The sequence below is a fragment of the Mesorhizobium sp. M0244 genome (genome assembly GCF_040321795.1).
In the GTDB taxonomy this organism is placed as follows: Bacteria; Pseudomonadota; Alphaproteobacteria; order Rhizobiales; family Rhizobiaceae; genus Mesorhizobium.
The window spans coordinates 129,337-143,131 of sequence record NZ_JAMYSE010000004.1; the positions used below are offsets into that span (position 1 = coordinate 129,337).

15 protein-coding genes are annotated in these 13,795 nt (G+C 63.6%); 8 read left to right on the plus strand and 7 right to left on the minus strand.

All coding sequences use genetic code 11. From position 1 onward, the window contains the following. From NKJ08_RS05430 to NKJ08_RS05450, 5 genes are all read left to right on the plus strand, one after another. On the plus strand, positions 1-960 hold the full coding sequence (locus tag NKJ08_RS05430) for a carbohydrate ABC transporter permease (protein ID WP_352525073.1): 960 nt from the start codon (positions 1-3) through the stop codon (positions 958-960). Next, on the plus strand, positions 957-1,178 hold the full coding sequence (locus NKJ08_RS05435; protein WP_352525075.1) for a hypothetical protein: 222 nt from the start codon (positions 957-959) through the stop codon (positions 1,176-1,178). Before NKJ08_RS05430 ends, NKJ08_RS05435 begins: the two co-directional genes overlap by 4 nt. After that, a complete protein-coding gene (locus NKJ08_RS05440) occupies positions 1,175-2,278 on the plus strand; it encodes an ABC transporter ATP-binding protein (RefSeq protein WP_352525076.1) in 1,104 nt (367 codons plus the stop codon). The genes NKJ08_RS05435 and NKJ08_RS05440 overlap by 4 nt, the downstream gene beginning before the upstream one ends. Then, entirely contained in the window at positions 2,278-3,381 is a 1,104-nt protein-coding gene (locus NKJ08_RS05445) for an ABC transporter ATP-binding protein (RefSeq protein WP_352525078.1), read from the plus strand. The genes NKJ08_RS05440 and NKJ08_RS05445 overlap by 1 nt, the downstream gene beginning before the upstream one ends. A gap of 248 nt (positions 3,382-3,629) precedes the next feature. Further along, complete coding sequence (locus tag NKJ08_RS05450) at positions 3,630-3,911, plus strand: hypothetical protein (RefSeq protein ID WP_352525079.1); 282 nt, start codon at positions 3,630-3,632, stop codon at positions 3,909-3,911. A gap of 13 nt (positions 3,912-3,924) precedes the next feature. Here NKJ08_RS05450 and NKJ08_RS05455 read toward each other — a convergent pair whose 3' ends face one another. Further along, positions 3,925-4,905 carry an AraC family transcriptional regulator gene (locus NKJ08_RS05455; protein ID WP_352777081.1) on the minus strand — a complete coding sequence of 327 codons (981 nt, stop codon included), beginning with the start codon at positions 4,903-4,905 and terminating at the stop codon, positions 3,925-3,927. Positions 4,906-4,996: 91 nt separating this feature from the next. Here NKJ08_RS05455 and NKJ08_RS05460 point away from each other — a divergent pair, with 91 nt between their 5' ends. Next, positions 4,997-6,220, plus strand: coding sequence for an MFS transporter (locus NKJ08_RS05460; RefSeq protein ID WP_352525083.1), 1,224 nt, complete (start codon positions 4,997-4,999; stop codon positions 6,218-6,220). Here the strand turns inward: NKJ08_RS05460 and NKJ08_RS05465 are convergent. After that, positions 6,217-6,564: a GFA family protein gene (locus tag NKJ08_RS05465; protein ID WP_352525084.1), complete on the minus strand. Its 348-nt coding sequence runs from the start codon at positions 6,562-6,564 to the stop codon at positions 6,217-6,219. The two genes, NKJ08_RS05460 and NKJ08_RS05465, sit on opposite strands and share 4 nt — an antisense overlap. 115 nt (positions 6,565-6,679) lie before the next feature. On the opposite strand from NKJ08_RS05465, the gene NKJ08_RS05470 reads away from it, so the two are divergent. Next, on the plus strand, positions 6,680-7,975 hold the full coding sequence (locus tag NKJ08_RS05470) for an amidase (RefSeq protein ID WP_352781514.1): 1,296 nt from the start codon (positions 6,680-6,682) through the stop codon (positions 7,973-7,975). Between the two features lie 26 nt (positions 7,976-8,001). On the opposite strand, the gene NKJ08_RS05475 is transcribed toward NKJ08_RS05470, so the two are convergent. Genes NKJ08_RS05475 through NKJ08_RS05495 form a run of 5 tightly spaced genes read right to left on the minus strand, consistent with a single transcriptional unit; the run spans position 8,002 to position 12,241 of the window. Next, complete coding sequence (locus NKJ08_RS05475) at positions 8,002-8,385, minus strand: DUF6748 domain-containing protein (RefSeq protein ID WP_352525088.1); 384 nt, start codon at positions 8,383-8,385, stop codon at positions 8,002-8,004. A 42-nt stretch (positions 8,386-8,427) separates the two neighbouring features. Then, on the minus strand, positions 8,428-9,408 hold the full coding sequence (locus tag NKJ08_RS05480; protein ID WP_352525089.1) for a hydroxyacid dehydrogenase: 981 nt from the start codon (positions 9,406-9,408) through the stop codon (positions 8,428-8,430). Position 9,409: 1 nt separating this feature from the next. Continuing rightward, a complete protein-coding gene (locus NKJ08_RS05485; protein WP_352525090.1) occupies positions 9,410-10,126 on the minus strand; it encodes a FadR/GntR family transcriptional regulator in 717 nt (238 codons plus the stop codon). A 2-nt stretch (positions 10,127-10,128) separates the two neighbouring features. Beyond that, positions 10,129-11,298 (minus strand): mandelate racemase/muconate lactonizing enzyme family protein, encoded by a 1,170-nt coding sequence (locus NKJ08_RS05490; protein ID WP_352525091.1) that lies wholly within the window; start codon positions 11,296-11,298, stop codon positions 10,129-10,131. A gap of 55 nt (positions 11,299-11,353) precedes the next feature. Beyond that, positions 11,354-12,241 (minus strand): sugar phosphate isomerase/epimerase family protein, encoded by an 888-nt coding sequence (locus NKJ08_RS05495; RefSeq protein ID WP_352525093.1) that lies wholly within the window; start codon positions 12,239-12,241, stop codon positions 11,354-11,356. A gap of 392 nt (positions 12,242-12,633) precedes the next feature. On the opposite strand from NKJ08_RS05495, the gene NKJ08_RS05500 reads away from it, so the two are divergent. Beyond that, positions 12,634-13,689 (plus strand): sugar phosphate isomerase/epimerase family protein, encoded by a 1,056-nt coding sequence (locus tag NKJ08_RS05500; protein ID WP_352525095.1) that lies wholly within the window; start codon positions 12,634-12,636, stop codon positions 13,687-13,689. The last annotated feature ends 106 nt before the right edge of the window (positions 13,690-13,795 follow it).

A 13,795-nucleotide genomic window follows, 5' to 3' on the forward strand; every position in this document is an offset into this window, starting at 1 on the left:
ATGGCTGCCGTGCGCACCTCCTCCGAAATCGGCTTCAATCGCGTTGCAATCGTCGCCGTCCTGTTGGTGACGATCATCTTCCTGGCGCCGATCTACTGGATTGCCTCGACGGCGTTCAAGCCGCGCAATCTCGCCACTACCATCCCGCCGACGGTCGTCTTCCAGCCGGAAATATCGCCCTTCGTCAAGCTGTTCACCAAGCGCTCGCAGCTACGCAACCCAGCGTCGCCGGAGGAGTATGCAGCCGCTCCCTGGTGGGAGCGCGTCGTCTTCGACGGCGGCGAAAAGATCGTGCGTGACGGCAAGGGCCAGGTGCAGTGGTCCGGCTATCCGAGCCGCTTCATGAACTCGTTGATCGTGGCCATAACCTCGACCATCCTGGCGGTCGGCATGGGCACCTTCACCGCCTACGGCTTCTCGCGCTTTAGGGTGAAGGGAGAGGCGGATCTGCTCTTCTTCATCCTGTCGACGCGCATGCTGCCGCCGGTGGTCGTCGCCATCCCCATGTTCCTGATGTACCGGGCGGTCGGCCTCAACGATTCCCACCTCGGCCTGATCATCCTCTACACCGCTTTCAACCTGTCCTTCTCGGTCTGGCTGATGAAAGGCTTCATGGACGAGATCCCGAAGGAATATGAGGAGGCGGCCCTGGTCGACGGCTACACGCGCATGGAAGCCTTCTTCAAGATCGTGCTGCCGGAGGCCGCCACCGGCATCGCCGCCACCGCCGTCTTCTGCTTTATCACGGCGTGGAACGAATATGCCTTCGCACTGATCATGACCAGCCGCCGTGCCCAGACAGCACCGCCCTTCATCCCCAGCCAGATCGGCTCCGGCCTGCCGGACTGGACGGTGATCGCTGCTGGAACCTTCCTGTTCCTGCTGCCGGTCGCGATCTTCACCTTCCTGCTTCGCAACCACCTGTTGCGCGGCATGTCCTTCGGAGCGATCCGCAAATGAGCTTTCGCGCCATCAACCAGAAATATCTCGAACCGGGCAGCCAGGTGCTGATGGTGCTCGGCATCATCGCGCTCTGCCAGCCATGGCATATGCTGCTGCACAGCTACGGCGTGACTATCATCCTGATCGGCCTGATCGGCTTCAACATCACCTCCAAGATCGCGCCGGAGGAGAAGGCCGGCACCGGGCAAGGGGCAAATCCGGGGGCACAGCATTGACCCAGATCGAGCTTCGCGGCGTCCAGAAATATTTCGGCGCCGTCCAGGTCATCAAGGACCTCAACCTGAAGATCGACGACAACGAGTTCATCGTGCTGCTCGGCCAGTCGGGCTGCGGCAAGACGACGACGCTCAGGGCCGTTGCCGGACTGGAGACGATCGACGGCGGCGACATCCTCATCGACGGCAAGCCGGTCCAGCACCTCAAGGCCGCCGACCGCGACATCGCCATGGTCTTCCAATCGTTCTCGCTCTATCCGCATATGAGCGTCTACGAGAACATCGCCTTTCCACTGAGAGCGACGCGCAAGAGCAAGGCCGAGATCGATAGCGAGGTGCGCTCGGTCGCCAAGACGCTGCAGATCAGCGATCTCCTCGCCAAGAAACCGTCGGCGCTGTCGGGCGGCGACATGCAGCGCGTCGCGATCGGCCGAGCCTTGGTGCGGCGGCCGAAGGCGATGCTGATGGACGAGCCGATCGGGGCACTCGATGCCAAGCTGCGCGAGGAGATGCGGGCCGAGATCAAGCGGCTGCACATCAAGCAGGGCTCGACCAGCATCTACGTCACCCACGACCAGATCGAGGCGATGAGCCTCGCCGACCGGATCGTCATCATGCATGAGGGCGTGCTGCAGCAGGTCGGCTCGCCGGACGAGGTCTATTCGCATCCGGCGAATCTTTTCGTCGCGCAGTTTGTCGGTAGCCCTGTGATGAACGTCGCCGACGCTTCGGTGACCGAGGAAGCCTCGTCGGCCTCGGTGACGGTCGGCGATGCGGCCGCCGGCTTCGAATTCCCGCGTGCGTTGCTGTCGAAGCTCAACGGCCATGCCGGCGGCCAGCTCGCGCTCGGCATCCGGCCGGAAGGCGTTCTCGTCCGCCGCGAAGCAGCCGAAGGGTTCCTGCCGGTAGAGACGCAGATCGTCGAGCCGCTCGGGTCGTTCGACATCGTCGACCTCAAGGTCGGCTCCAAGATGCTGCGCGCGCGCACCAAGAGCGGCTTCATCGGCGGCCCCGGCGAAAGGGTCTTCGCCAGGATCGATCCGGCCCAGGCGCATTTCTTCGACACGGCGAGCGGCAAGTCGCTGGGAGTGAGACTCTGATGGCCCACATCCAGCTCAAGAACATCTCAAAGAAATTCGGCAACCACACCGCCTTGACCGGGCTCGATCTCGACATCGCCGACGGCGAGTTCTTCGTCCTGCTCGGCGAGACCGGCGCCGGCAAGACGACGACGCTGCGCATGATTGCCGGCCTGGAAAAACCGAGCGAAGGTCAGGTCTTTATCGACGGCGTCGATGTCGCCGATTGGGGCGCGGCGGAGCGCGACGTGGCCCTGGTGCTGCAGCAATATTCGCTCTATCCGCGCTATACGGTGCGCGAAAATCTCGAATTTCCGCTAAAGCCGAAGATCCGCCGGCTGCCCGACGCCGAGATCAAGGATCGTGTCGACCGCGCTGCCAGGACGCTGCGGATCGAGCATCTGCTCGATCGCAAGACCGACCGGCTTTCAGGCGGCGAGATGCAGCGCGTCTCGATCGGCCGCGCCATCGTGCGCAAGCCGAGGGTATTCCTGATGGACGAGCCGTTGTCGGCGCTCGACGCCAAATTGCGCGAGGCGCTGCGCACCGAATTGAAGAACCTGCAGATGCAGCTTGGCGCCACCTTCCTGTTCGTGACGCACGATCAGATCGAGGCGATGTCGATGGGTGACAAGGTCGGCGTGCTCAACCATGGCCGCATCGTCCAGACCGGCACGCCGTACGAGATCTACAACAATCCGCGCGACACCTACGTGGCGAGCTTCGTCGGCTCGCCGCCGATGAACCTCATCGACGGCAAGCTCGTTAACGGACGTGCGGTGATGGCACCGCTGAATTTCGAATTGCCGCTTGCGGGGGGTGCCAAGACTTCGGGGGGTGCCAAGACGGGCGTGGCGACCGACGGTCGCCCGCTCGTCTTCGGTATTCGTCCCGAGGACGTCTATCTCGAGACCGGCGCGCCGGTTGAGGCGCGGGTCCACGATGTCGAGAACCATGGCGTGGAGAAGATCCTGACGCTGCGGGTCGGCGACACCATGCTGCGCGCCACTGTGCCGGCCAGGACCGACGTGCAGATAGAGCAGCCGGTGCGCTTTGCCTGGAACCCGGAAAAGGTGGTGCTGTTCGACAAGGGCAGCGGAATAAGCCTGCGTCACGCCGGCTAAGTACAAGCCTCTTTGCCGCAGCTGGAGCGGAATGCGTTCAAATTGAACCGTGCATCCGCTCTATCTATTTGTTTTAGCCGAATTTGTGCGACGCCAAGTGATTCCATGTGGCTGCAAAAAGCTCTAGTCTCTCGTCATCCCCCGTACGGGGGATGCGGATGCTCCGATTTGTCGAATAGGCTGATCCTTCGGTCCCAAAAAGGGCTTTGCATGCCCAAATTCGGAGGCCCAAATACGGAGGGTTGGCTATGGGAAATCTGTTCCGCAGTTTTGCGACTATCCTGCTTGTCGCGGGTATGGGATTGTCGTCCGCACATCTGAGCGAGGCGCAGGCAGCCAAGAAAGTTGTCGCCGGCGCGAAGGTGGACGCCAAGAAGATCAAAGGCCTTAACGGCACGGTCAATCTGTCCACCAGCGACTGCAAGCTGTTGTTGAGCGGCACCGTCGTCGAAGTCTCGGATGGCAGATGCGGGGCTTCCGGCAAATATTGCAAGAGCAGCGCCGGCTCGGCCTGCATCACCGAGCAATGAGCTCGGCCAGTTTTTAGCCGGCCTGGCGGATCTCCGCCTGTTCCTCGGCCCGGAAATGGCCGGGCGGCGATCCGATGACCCGCTTGAAGGCGCGGCTGAAAGAGGCGTCGGATTCGTAGCCGAGGCGCGCCGCGACGACGGAAATCTTCAGCCGGTCGCGGACCAGCCATTGCCGCGCCTGGTGCATCCGCACCTGCGTGACATACTTTGCCGGCGTCTCGCCGACGATGGTGGCGAAGCGCTCGGCAAAACCCGATCGCGACGCGCCCATCATCCTTGCCAGAGCCTCCACCGTCCAGTCGCGGTTCGGTTCCAAGTGGATCGCGGCCAGCACCCGGCCGATCTCGCGGTCCCTCACCGCCGCAATCCATCCGGAGGAGTCGCCGCAGCCGCGTTCGACCCATGAGCGGATGACGGTTGCGGCGAGCACATCGGCCAGCCGCGCCAGGATGCCGCCGGAGCCGACGCGCTCCATCGTCACCTCGCGGGCCATCGCCTCCAGCAGATGCGGGATGCCCGGCTCATAGGCTTCCAGCTCGTGCGCGCGCATCACGTCCGGCATCATGCCGAGCAATGGGTGCAAGCCATCGAGATTGAAATACATGCTGCCGAAAAACAGCAAGGTCCCTGGCCGGCAGCCCGGCACGCCGTCATTCGACATGCAATAGACATCCTTGCAGATCTCCTCGACCTCATAGCCGTGGATCGGCGCCGCCTCGATGCCCGGTTCACTCGCCAGCGTGTGGGCTGAGCCGCGCGGCAACAACACGGCGTCGCCCGCCTTGAGCTCGACCCATTCGCCGGACGGCTGCAGCAACCAGCAGCCTTTGCGGCCGATGAAATGAAACCGTGCTGCCGCCTGAGCCGGAAAATGGATGCCCCAGGGCTCCTTCATCTCGCAACGGCCGTAATCGACGCCTTCGAGACGCAATCCGCGCAATATGTCCGTCAGCGGATCGCCGGTGGTGGGGATTTTGGACGAACGGTCAAACATAATGGTGTTTCTAGCATGGAAACTCCAGACAGTCACTCCCTATGTTGCACTGCAGCCAGATGCTGCGCTGCAACCAGATCGGAGATCATTCATGACCGAACCCGCGACAGGCGTCATGGACGCCGTTCTCGACCCGTCGGAAACCGGCGAACGATCCGAGCCCGCATGGGGGGCGGTGGTCTCCCTGGCGCTCGGTGTCTTCGGCCTGGTGACTGCGGAATTTCTGCCCGCCAGCCTGCTGACGCCGCTTGCGCAGGATCTCGGCATCACCGAAGGCGCCGCCGGGCAGGCGGTAACGGCGACGGCCGTCATTGGCGCAATAGCGGCGCCGACCATGGCTATCGTCACCAAGCGGCTGGACCGCAGGCTGGTCATGTGGGCGCTGACGGTGCTGCTCGTGCTGTCAAACCTGGTGGCCGCGTTTGCATCGTCGCTTCCCGTTCTTCTGATCGCCCGCATCATGCTCGGGATCAGTCTCGGTGGCTTCTGGTCGATGTCGGCAGCCATGGCGATGCGGCTCGTTCCGATGCGGCTGATGCCGCGCGCCATGTCGATCATCCTCACTGGCGTTTCGGTGGCGACGGTCTGCGCGGCTCCGGTCGGTGCCTATGTCGGTGACATCTGGGGATGGCGGACGGCCTTCATGATCGCCGCCGTGGTCGGCGCGCTGGCGCTGCTGGTGCAGGTGGCTACCATTCCGCGATTGCCGCCTGCAGGTACAGCAGGTTTTCGTACGCTGCTGGAGGTGATGAAGCGGCCGATGATCAGGGTAGCACTGCTGGTGGTACTGCTGGTCGCCTCGGGACACTTTGCCGGCTTCACCTATGTCCGCCCGTTTCTCGAGAAGGTGCCCGCGCTGGACATCGAGACGATCTCTCTGGTGCTGCTCGCCTACGGCATCGGTGGCTTCTTCGGCAATTTTGCCGGCGGCTTCATCGCCGAACGCAGCCTCAAGGCAGCCGTCAGCCTGGCGCCTCTGCTGATCGCGTTTTCGGCACTCCTGCTGCTGGTGGTCGGGGGCTCACCCGTAGTGGCTGCAATAGCGGTGGCCAGCTGGGGCTTCGCCTTCGGCGCCGTCCCCGTCGGGCTGCAGACCTGGCTGGTGCGGGCCGCCCCCGATCAGGCGGAAAGCGCCGGCGGGCTCATGGTTATGACGTTCCAGGTCGCCATCGCGTTGGGCGCCGTCTTCGGCGGCCTGCTGGTCGACAATACCGGCGTTGCCAGCGCCTTCGCCTATTGCGGGGCGGCGACGTTGCTGGCGGCACTGGCGGCGTTCTTCCTTGGCCCGAAGCCGATCGACAATTCTGAGGCCTAAACCGAACGACCGTCGAAGTCGAAGACCGGCACGGCGGCTAGGTCCAACGCGTCGATGCAATGGATATTGATGTAGGCACTTCGCCCGCTCCCTTCGCCGACATCCTCGGCGAAGGGGTGAATGCCGCAGCTCCGGCAGAAGCGGTGGGCGATAACATGGGCGCCGAAGCTGTAGCGGCCGAGATCATCGCCCCAGGCAAGCACCCGCAGGCTCTCATGCGGCACTGCCCATAGCAGCGCACCCTTGCGCGAGCAGATCGAGCAATTGCACCGCACGGCTCCGGTCAGCTCGCCTTCGACCTCGAACGCGACCTTGCCGCAGTGGCAGCTGCCTTTGTAGAGCATCGGGCTTCCTCCTTCGGTTCGACAGGTGCAAATCCGACCGTGCCGGGTTATGTCTCCTGCGGCCAGTTGCTGGCTACCTTAAGACGTTGCAGGCGTGCGGAGTCCGACACCGAAAATGCAATCAGCCCGTGATCGCCTCGAAGCAATTCTCTCGCGGCTTGCCGCTCGCGCCGACGATGAAAGCGTGTTCGTAAAGCTCTACCCGGAAGCTGCACGGGCGGCGGCCGACGCCGCCGATGCGCGGCGAAAAGCCGGCATCACGCTCGGGCCGCTCGACGGGGCGATCGTCTCGATCAAGGATCTGTTCGATGTCGCCGGCGAGCCGACCACGGCGGGCTCGCTGCTGCTTGCCACCGCTGCGCCCACGCTGCGGGACGCCCTTGTCGTGCGGCGGTTGCGCCAAGCCGGTGCAGTCATCCTCGGCAAGACCAATATGACCGAGTTCGCCTTCACCGCGATCGGCGTCAATCCGCATTACGGCACGCCCGGCAATGCAAGTGATGCCAGCCGTATTCCGGGCGGCTCGTCCTCAGGCGCCGCGGTTTCGGTCGGCGAAGGCACCAGCGAAATCTCCATCGGTTCCGATACCGGCGGTTCGGTGCGCATTCCGGCGTCGTTGAACGGCGTCGTCGGTTTCAAACCGACGGCGCGGCGCGTGCCGCTCGCGGGTGCGTTTCCGCTGTCGGCCACACTGGACTCGATCGGTCCGCTGGCCCGCACCGTCGCCGAATGTGCGGCGGCCGACGCGGTGATGGGGGGCGAAGAACCGAGAGCACTGTCGCCGCTTCCGCTGGCCGCCCTACGCATCGGCATTCCGCACGGCGTGCTGTTCGATGATACGGAGGAAGAGGTCGCGACGGCGTTCGACCGATGCCTTCGCAAGATGGGGCTTAACGGCGCGCGGCCTGTGGAGATGTCGATCGACGACCTGCTTGCCGAGCTGCGCGCGGCAACCAAACGCGCGTCGATCGCAGCAATGGAAGGGGCGGAGATCCATGCCGAGTGGCTGGCGACAGGAGCGGCGACGCCGGTCGACCCGCGGGTAAGCGGGCCATTGTCGCGCGCCTTCGCCATGCCGGCTACGGTCTATATCAGGGCCATGCGCCACCGCACGGCGCTGGCCGCTGCGATGGACGAGCGGCTGGCGGCGGTCGACGTGTTGGCCCTCCCGACCACGCCAGTGACGGCGCCGACGATCGTGTCGATGACGGGCGACGAAGCGTTGTGCAACAGGATGGAAGGCCTTCTGCTGCGTAACACGCAGGTCGCCAACCAGTTCGATCTATCAGCCATCTCGCTGCCAATGCCGGGAATGACGCGTCCGGCCGGGCTGATGCTGGTGGCGCGCAATGGCCATGACCACCACCTGTTGCGCATCGCCGCAGGAGTCGAGGCGCTGCTTGCAAATTAAAATGGTAGCGCGTGTGTGGCGGCGTGTCAGCGCGACGAGCAGTGGCCGCGCTCGCTGTCCTTGGCGGCGCGTTCGATGCCGGTGGCGACCAGCCAAGGCAAAGTATACTGCTTGCCGTTGAATGTCCGGATGCGGTTCTCGATGAAGCCGACAACAACGACCTTGCCGGCGTAAAGCTTGTCCGAAAGATCGAGCGCCTTGTCTTGCTGCGGCAAACGATCGATGTCGATCGAAACACCCTTGACGATCTTGCCGGTGGCGAGGTCGAGCGCGCTGTTGGATGGACAGGGTGCCGCCACGCAGCGCAGGCCGTTGTCGCAGAACACGTAGCTGCCCTGTTCGTTGGCGAAGGCCTGCGCCGTTGCCATGCAGAAACCGGCGGTCAGCAGGATTTTTGCGGCGTTTCCCATGCTGGCAACGTCGCTGACGAATTCGGGAAAATTGAGGCGCTCTCAGAGATCGACAGAGAACCGTCGCCGGTAGTGCTCGACCACTTCGGGGTTGCGCAGATTGACCGGCAATCTGTTGGCCAGCACCAGCAAAGCTTCGCCCGCCGCGCCGACGCCCATGCGCATCATCGACTGCTCGGTGATCCCAGCCATATGCGGGGTGACGATGACGTTGTCGAAGCCGAAATAAGGATGGTCGGGCGGCAGCGGTTGTGTCGCAAAAACATCGAGCGCGGCGCCGCCGATGCGGCCCTTCTGCAAGGCCTCGATCAGGGCGTCGTCATCGATCACCAGCCCGCGCGAAACATTGATCAGCAGCGCATCCGGCTTCATTCGGTCAATACGCTCCCGGCTGATCAGCCCGCGCGTTTCCGGCGTCAGCGGGCAGCACAGAACGATGACGTCGCTCTGCTCGATCAGCGCGTCGATCGACAGGAAGCCGACCCTTTCCGGCGCCGGCCGCATGCTGCGCGTCGTCGCCACCACATTCAGATCGAAACCATGTGCCGCGATATGACCAACCGCCTGACCGATCGCGCCGAGGCCGACGATGCCGATTGTTTTGCCGGCAAGCTCACTGGCCACGACGGTATGTTCGCGGCCGGCCAGCCAGCCCTTCGCCCGCAGATCGCGGTCCAACACACGAAAGCGCCGAAGCAGCGCCAGTGCCGCGAACATCACATATTCGGCGACCGACCGCGCGTTCACTCCCGGCACGTTCGCCACCAGCACGCCGGCCGCATTGGCCGCTTCCATCGGCACCATGTCCAGCCCGGCGCCGTGGCGGATCGCGGCCCTGAGCTTCGTCGCGCCTTCGAAAAGCGCCGCCGGCAAGGGAGCGCGAACGATGATGACATCGGCGTCCCTTGCCTCGGCGGCCAGCGTGTGCGCGTCGAGAGCGGAAGCAACGACGAGTTCGCCGGCCCCTGTCAGCATGGAAGAGGCACGAGGGTGCAGTCTGTGTGTCGACAGGATCTTGGGCATTTCAGGCCTTTTCGAGCGCTGGGCTGTGCGGTTCCGCCTCACGCCCTTCGATCAGCCCCTTCCAGTAGCTTTCCGCGCCTTGCAGATGAGCGCTCATCAGCGCCTGGGCGAGATTGCCGTCGCGGCGCAGCAGCGCCTCATAGATCTGGATATGCTCGGCATGCGAGCGCACGCTGCGTTCGGGATCGTTGAAATAGATCGGCAGGCGCAGCTCGCCCATCATGTAGTAGACGCTGCAGACATTGTGGAAGACGCTGTTCTTGGTCGCGCGCACGATCTCGAGGTGGAACTCGCGGTCTTCCCTGGCAAGGCCTTCGCCGGCGGCGATACGCTCCTCAGAGGCCTTCAGAATCTCGCGCAGCCGCTCGAAATTCTCCTCGGTGGCGCGCGAACAGGCAAGTTCGGCGGCCTTGATCTCGTGGATCTTGCGCAACTCGACCGTCTCGTAGATCTGGACAGGATCGAGCGGCAGGCCGGCGCGGGCGAACAGCGCCATCGCCTCGACGCTCGCCTGCTTTGTATCGATGTAGATGCCGGATTTCGCCCGTCGCTCGACGATGCGCATGGCCTCGAGAATGGCCAACGCCTCGCGGATCTGGCCGCGGCTGACGCTGAAATGCTCTGCCAGTTCGCGCTCCGACGGCGTGCGGCCCGTCTCCTTGTCCGAATGGGAGAACAGATAGGCGGCGAGTTCCGCGAGAAGGTTCTTTTCTTTCATTGTCAGCCGTGTTGCGCGTGCGCCTCCAGGAACCGCTCCGAAATGGTGAATCCCAGCCCGGGTCTATCAGGGATCGCTACCATACCGTCCTTTGCTTCGACAGTCTCTTCGATCAGATCGTGGATCATGGGGTTGGCGCCGAGCGAATATTCGACGGTGAAGCTCGCCGGCGATGCGGCGCAGATATGCAGCCCGGCAAAGAAACAGGGCGCACCGGCCCAAAGATGCGGTGCAAAGCGCAGATTGAAGGCGCTGGCGATGGTACCGATCTTCATCGCCTCGCTGATGCCGCCGCAAAAGGCCGGATCCGGCTGGAAGATATCGGCGGATCTGAGCACGGCGAGGTCGCGGAAGGCATAGCGTGTCGCCTCGCTTTCGCCGGTGGCGATCGGGATCGAGCCGCAGGCGCGCACCTCGGCCATGCCAGGTTTGTCGTCGGCAATCACCGGCTCCTCGAACCAGGCGAGATCGAGGTCGCCGGCAAGATGAATGAAGCGCTTGGCTTCGGCCACCGTGTAGGTGCCGTGCGCGTCGACCATCAGGTCGACATCGGGACCGAGCGCCTGTCTTGCGGCGCGGACGCGGGCCGCGGAGACGTGCGGGGCGCCGTCCATGGCGCCTACCCGCATCTTCAGCGCCTTGAAGCCGCCCTTGGCGATGTAGGACTGCAGCTGGTCGCCGATGTCTTCCGCAGTGGCCCAGCCGCCGGAAGCGTAGGCCGGCATGCGGTCCAGCTTGCGGCCGCCGAGCAGCCGCCAGACCGGAACGCCGAGCGATTTGCCAAGAATGTCCCACAATGCGATGTCGACGGCGCTGATAGCGGCGATGCTCATGCCGCGTCGTGCCAGTTGCGGCATGGCGTGGCCGGCGCGGGCGGCGCTGTCGTGGCGGACGCCATTGTAGAGCATCTCCCAGATGACGCCGATGTCGGCCGGGTCGAGGCCGACCAGCTGTGGGCCGACCTCGTGGTTCAGCAAATGGACGAGGGCGCCGTAGCTGCCGGCGCTGCCGGCGGCATTCTTGCCTTCGCCCCAGCCGACCAGCCCGTCGTCGGTTTCGATGCGCAGGATGGCGGCGTCGAACGTCGCCACCTGACCGAAGTCGCTGCGGTGCTGCTTCGCGGCCTCGATCGGTATGCGAATCCACCAGGCTTGGACCGTCTTGATGCGCATGTTCATCCTCGGCGCGGCCGCGGTGAGGCGGAAGGGCTCATTCCAAACGGCTCGGCTACTTGATCAGCGGCAGCAGCGTTTCCGCGTTGATGCGCATCTGGTCGGTGTAGAATTTCTCCGTGAGCACGCTGGAGCCGTGGTCCTGAATGAATTTCAGCTGCTCCGGCGATATGTCGACGGGGTTGCGTTCGACCATGTCGGGATAGGGGGCGGCCGGCGTGCGGTCGACAGGAGCGACGAATTCGTTGGTCAGCGCGCCGTCATAGCCGATCTCCTTCAGCGTGCCGACGATCTTCGGCCAGTCGATCTGCCCGAGGCCGGCGGCGAAGCGGTTGTTGTCGGCGACATGGAAGTCGTAGAGGCGCTCGCCGACCTGCCGGATCGCGTCGTAGACGTTAAATTCTTCCATGTGGATGTGGTAGGCGTCGAGGCAGACGCCGCAATCGGGGCTGACCGCATCGGCCAGCGCCAGCGCCTGGGCGCCGCGGTTGAACAGGTAGGTCTCGAAGCGGTTGAGCGGCTCGACCGCAATCTTGACGCCGACCTTCTTGGCGTGGGTGAAGCATTCCCGGGTGGCGTCTACCACCCATTTCCATTCCTCTTCCTCGGTGCCGTCCGGCACGACCTTGCCGACGGTGGCGGGAACCAGCGTGATGATCTCGCCGTCGAGCTCGCTGACCATAGTCAGCACGTCCTTGACGTATTGCACCGAGCGCTCGCGCTGGCCCTGGTCCTTGGCGGCGAGATTGCGCTCGCCCAGCATCAGCGTCACCGCTCCCCAGCAGCGGATGCCGTGCTCCTTCAATAGCGCGCGCGTTTCCTTGGGCTTGTACTGTTCGGGTTCGCCGGAAATCTCGATCGACTCATAGCCGAATTTCTTGATGCGTTTGAGCGTCGTTTCCAACGGCTCCGCCCGCATCCAATTGTGCGTCGAAAGATGCATGGTCTATCCTTCCCAGAATTCGCCTGTACCAGTTCGCCTGCAACGCGCTCTGCCGGAGCCCATCGCATGATTCCTCCCCAAGGCGTCCCAGCTTTTTTGCAAACTGGTTCGACCAATTGGGCCTGATGGGAGGTCTACAGCAATTTCATCTGGACGGCAAGAAGTGCTGCCATGACGCGCTGTTTCTCGTCTACACCATTGATTACGTTGGAATATGTGGCGCAACTCGGCATGGTTGCAAAGCTCCGGTGGCGCGTCAAATGGCTTGACCAGATTTCGACATTTGGTAATACCAGAATGGCGGTACGAAGCGCACAGCGCAAAGAGACCAAAGAGGCTGGCCCTGTTTTCAATCGGCGCTATGCTTGGTCGTGAAACATAGGGAGATGCCGATGCCGACGACGATGAAGGGCCCTGGTCTGTTCCTGGCGCAGTTTGCGGGCGATGCCGCGCCGTTCAATTCGCTGGGCTCGATCACCAAATGGGCAGCCGGGCTGGGCTACAAGGGCGTACAGATCCCGACCTGGGATGCACGACTGTTCGATCTCGAGAAGGCGGCGTCCTCCAAGGCCTATTGCGACGAGGTGAAGGGCGTCTGCGCCGACGCCGGCGTCGAGATCACCGAACTGTCGACGCATCTGCAGGGGCAGCTGGTGGCGGTGCATCCGGCCTATGACGCGCAGTTCGACGGCTTCGCGCCACCTGCGGTGCACAACAATCCGAAAGCCAGGCAGCAATGGGCGGTCGAGCAGATGAAGTTCGGCGCCAAGGCGTCGAACAATCTCGGGCTCAAGGCGTCGGTGTCGTTTTGTGGTGCCCTGGCTTTCCCTTATCTCTACCCGTGGCCGCAGCGGCCGGCGGGGTTGATCGAGGAAGCATTTGCCGAACTCGGCAAGCGCTGGAAGCCGATCCTCGACGTCTATGACGAGAACGGCGTCGATGTCGGCTACGAGATCCATCCGGGCGAGGACGTGTTCGACGGCGCGACTTTCGAGATGTTCCTCGATGCGGTCGGCGGCCACAAACGCTGCAACATCAACTACGACCCGTCGCACTTCCTGTTGCAGCAGCTCGATTATCTCGAATTCATCGACATCTACCACGAGCGGATCAAGGCATTCCACGTCAAGGACGCCGAGTTCAACCCGACCGGGCGGCAAGGCGTCTATTCCGGCTACCAGAGCTGGACCAACCGCGCCGGGCGCTTCCGCTCGCTCGGCGACGGGCAGGTGGATTTCGGCGGCATCTTCTCCAAGCTCACCCAATACAACTATGATTCATGGGCGGTGCTGGAATGGGAATGCTGCCTCAAGCACCCCGAGGATGGTGCTGCGGAAGGGGCCCCCTTCATCCAGCATCACATCATCAGGGTGACGGAAAAGGCATTCGACGATTTCGCCGGCGGCACGACCGACAAAAAGGTGCTGCGCGGCATGATGGGTATTTAGCGCTGCTTCCCTTCCCCTTGAGGGGAGGGTGGCCCGCAGGGCGGGGTGGGGTCGGTTCATGCCGAACTCTGCCTTTACGACCCCACCCCGACGCTACGCGTCGACC

Excerpts from the sequence above, each read along its gene's own strand:
- NKJ08_RS05500 (WP_352525095.1), top strand. The coding sequence starts at position 12,634 with ATGCCGACGACGATGAAGGGCCCTGGTCTGTTCCTGGCGCAGTTTGCG.
- NKJ08_RS05465 (WP_352525084.1), bottom strand. The coding sequence starts at position 6,564 with ATGCTCTACAAAGGCAGCTGCCACTGCGGCAAGGTCGCGTTCGAGGTC.
- NKJ08_RS05470 (WP_352781514.1), top strand. The coding sequence starts at position 6,680 with ATGCAATCAGCCCGTGATCGCCTCGAAGCAATTCTCTCGCGGCTTGCC.
- NKJ08_RS05485 (WP_352525090.1), bottom strand. The coding sequence starts at position 10,126 with ATGAAAGAAAAGAACCTTCTCGCGGAACTCGCCGCCTATCTGTTCTCC.
- NKJ08_RS05430 (WP_352525073.1), top strand. The coding sequence starts at position 1 with ATGGCTGCCGTGCGCACCTCCTCCGAAATCGGCTTCAATCGCGTTGCA.
- NKJ08_RS05445 (WP_352525078.1), top strand. The coding sequence starts at position 2,278 with ATGGCCCACATCCAGCTCAAGAACATCTCAAAGAAATTCGGCAACCAC.
- NKJ08_RS05455 (WP_352777081.1), bottom strand. The coding sequence starts at position 4,905 with ATGTTTGACCGTTCGTCCAAAATCCCCACCACCGGCGATCCGCTGACG.
- NKJ08_RS05480 (WP_352525089.1), bottom strand. The coding sequence starts at position 9,408 with ATGCCCAAGATCCTGTCGACACACAGACTGCACCCTCGTGCCTCTTCC.
- NKJ08_RS05495 (WP_352525093.1), bottom strand. The coding sequence starts at position 12,241 with ATGCATCTTTCGACGCACAATTGGATGCGGGCGGAGCCGTTGGAAACG.
- NKJ08_RS05435 (WP_352525075.1), top strand. The coding sequence starts at position 957 with ATGAGCTTTCGCGCCATCAACCAGAAATATCTCGAACCGGGCAGCCAG.
- NKJ08_RS05475 (WP_352525088.1), bottom strand. The coding sequence starts at position 8,385 with ATGGGAAACGCCGCAAAAATCCTGCTGACCGCCGGTTTCTGCATGGCA.
- NKJ08_RS05450 (WP_352525079.1), top strand. The coding sequence starts at position 3,630 with ATGGGAAATCTGTTCCGCAGTTTTGCGACTATCCTGCTTGTCGCGGGT.
- NKJ08_RS05460 (WP_352525083.1), top strand. The coding sequence starts at position 4,997 with ATGACCGAACCCGCGACAGGCGTCATGGACGCCGTTCTCGACCCGTCG.
- NKJ08_RS05490 (WP_352525091.1), bottom strand. The coding sequence starts at position 11,298 with ATGCGCATCAAGACGGTCCAAGCCTGGTGGATTCGCATACCGATCGAG.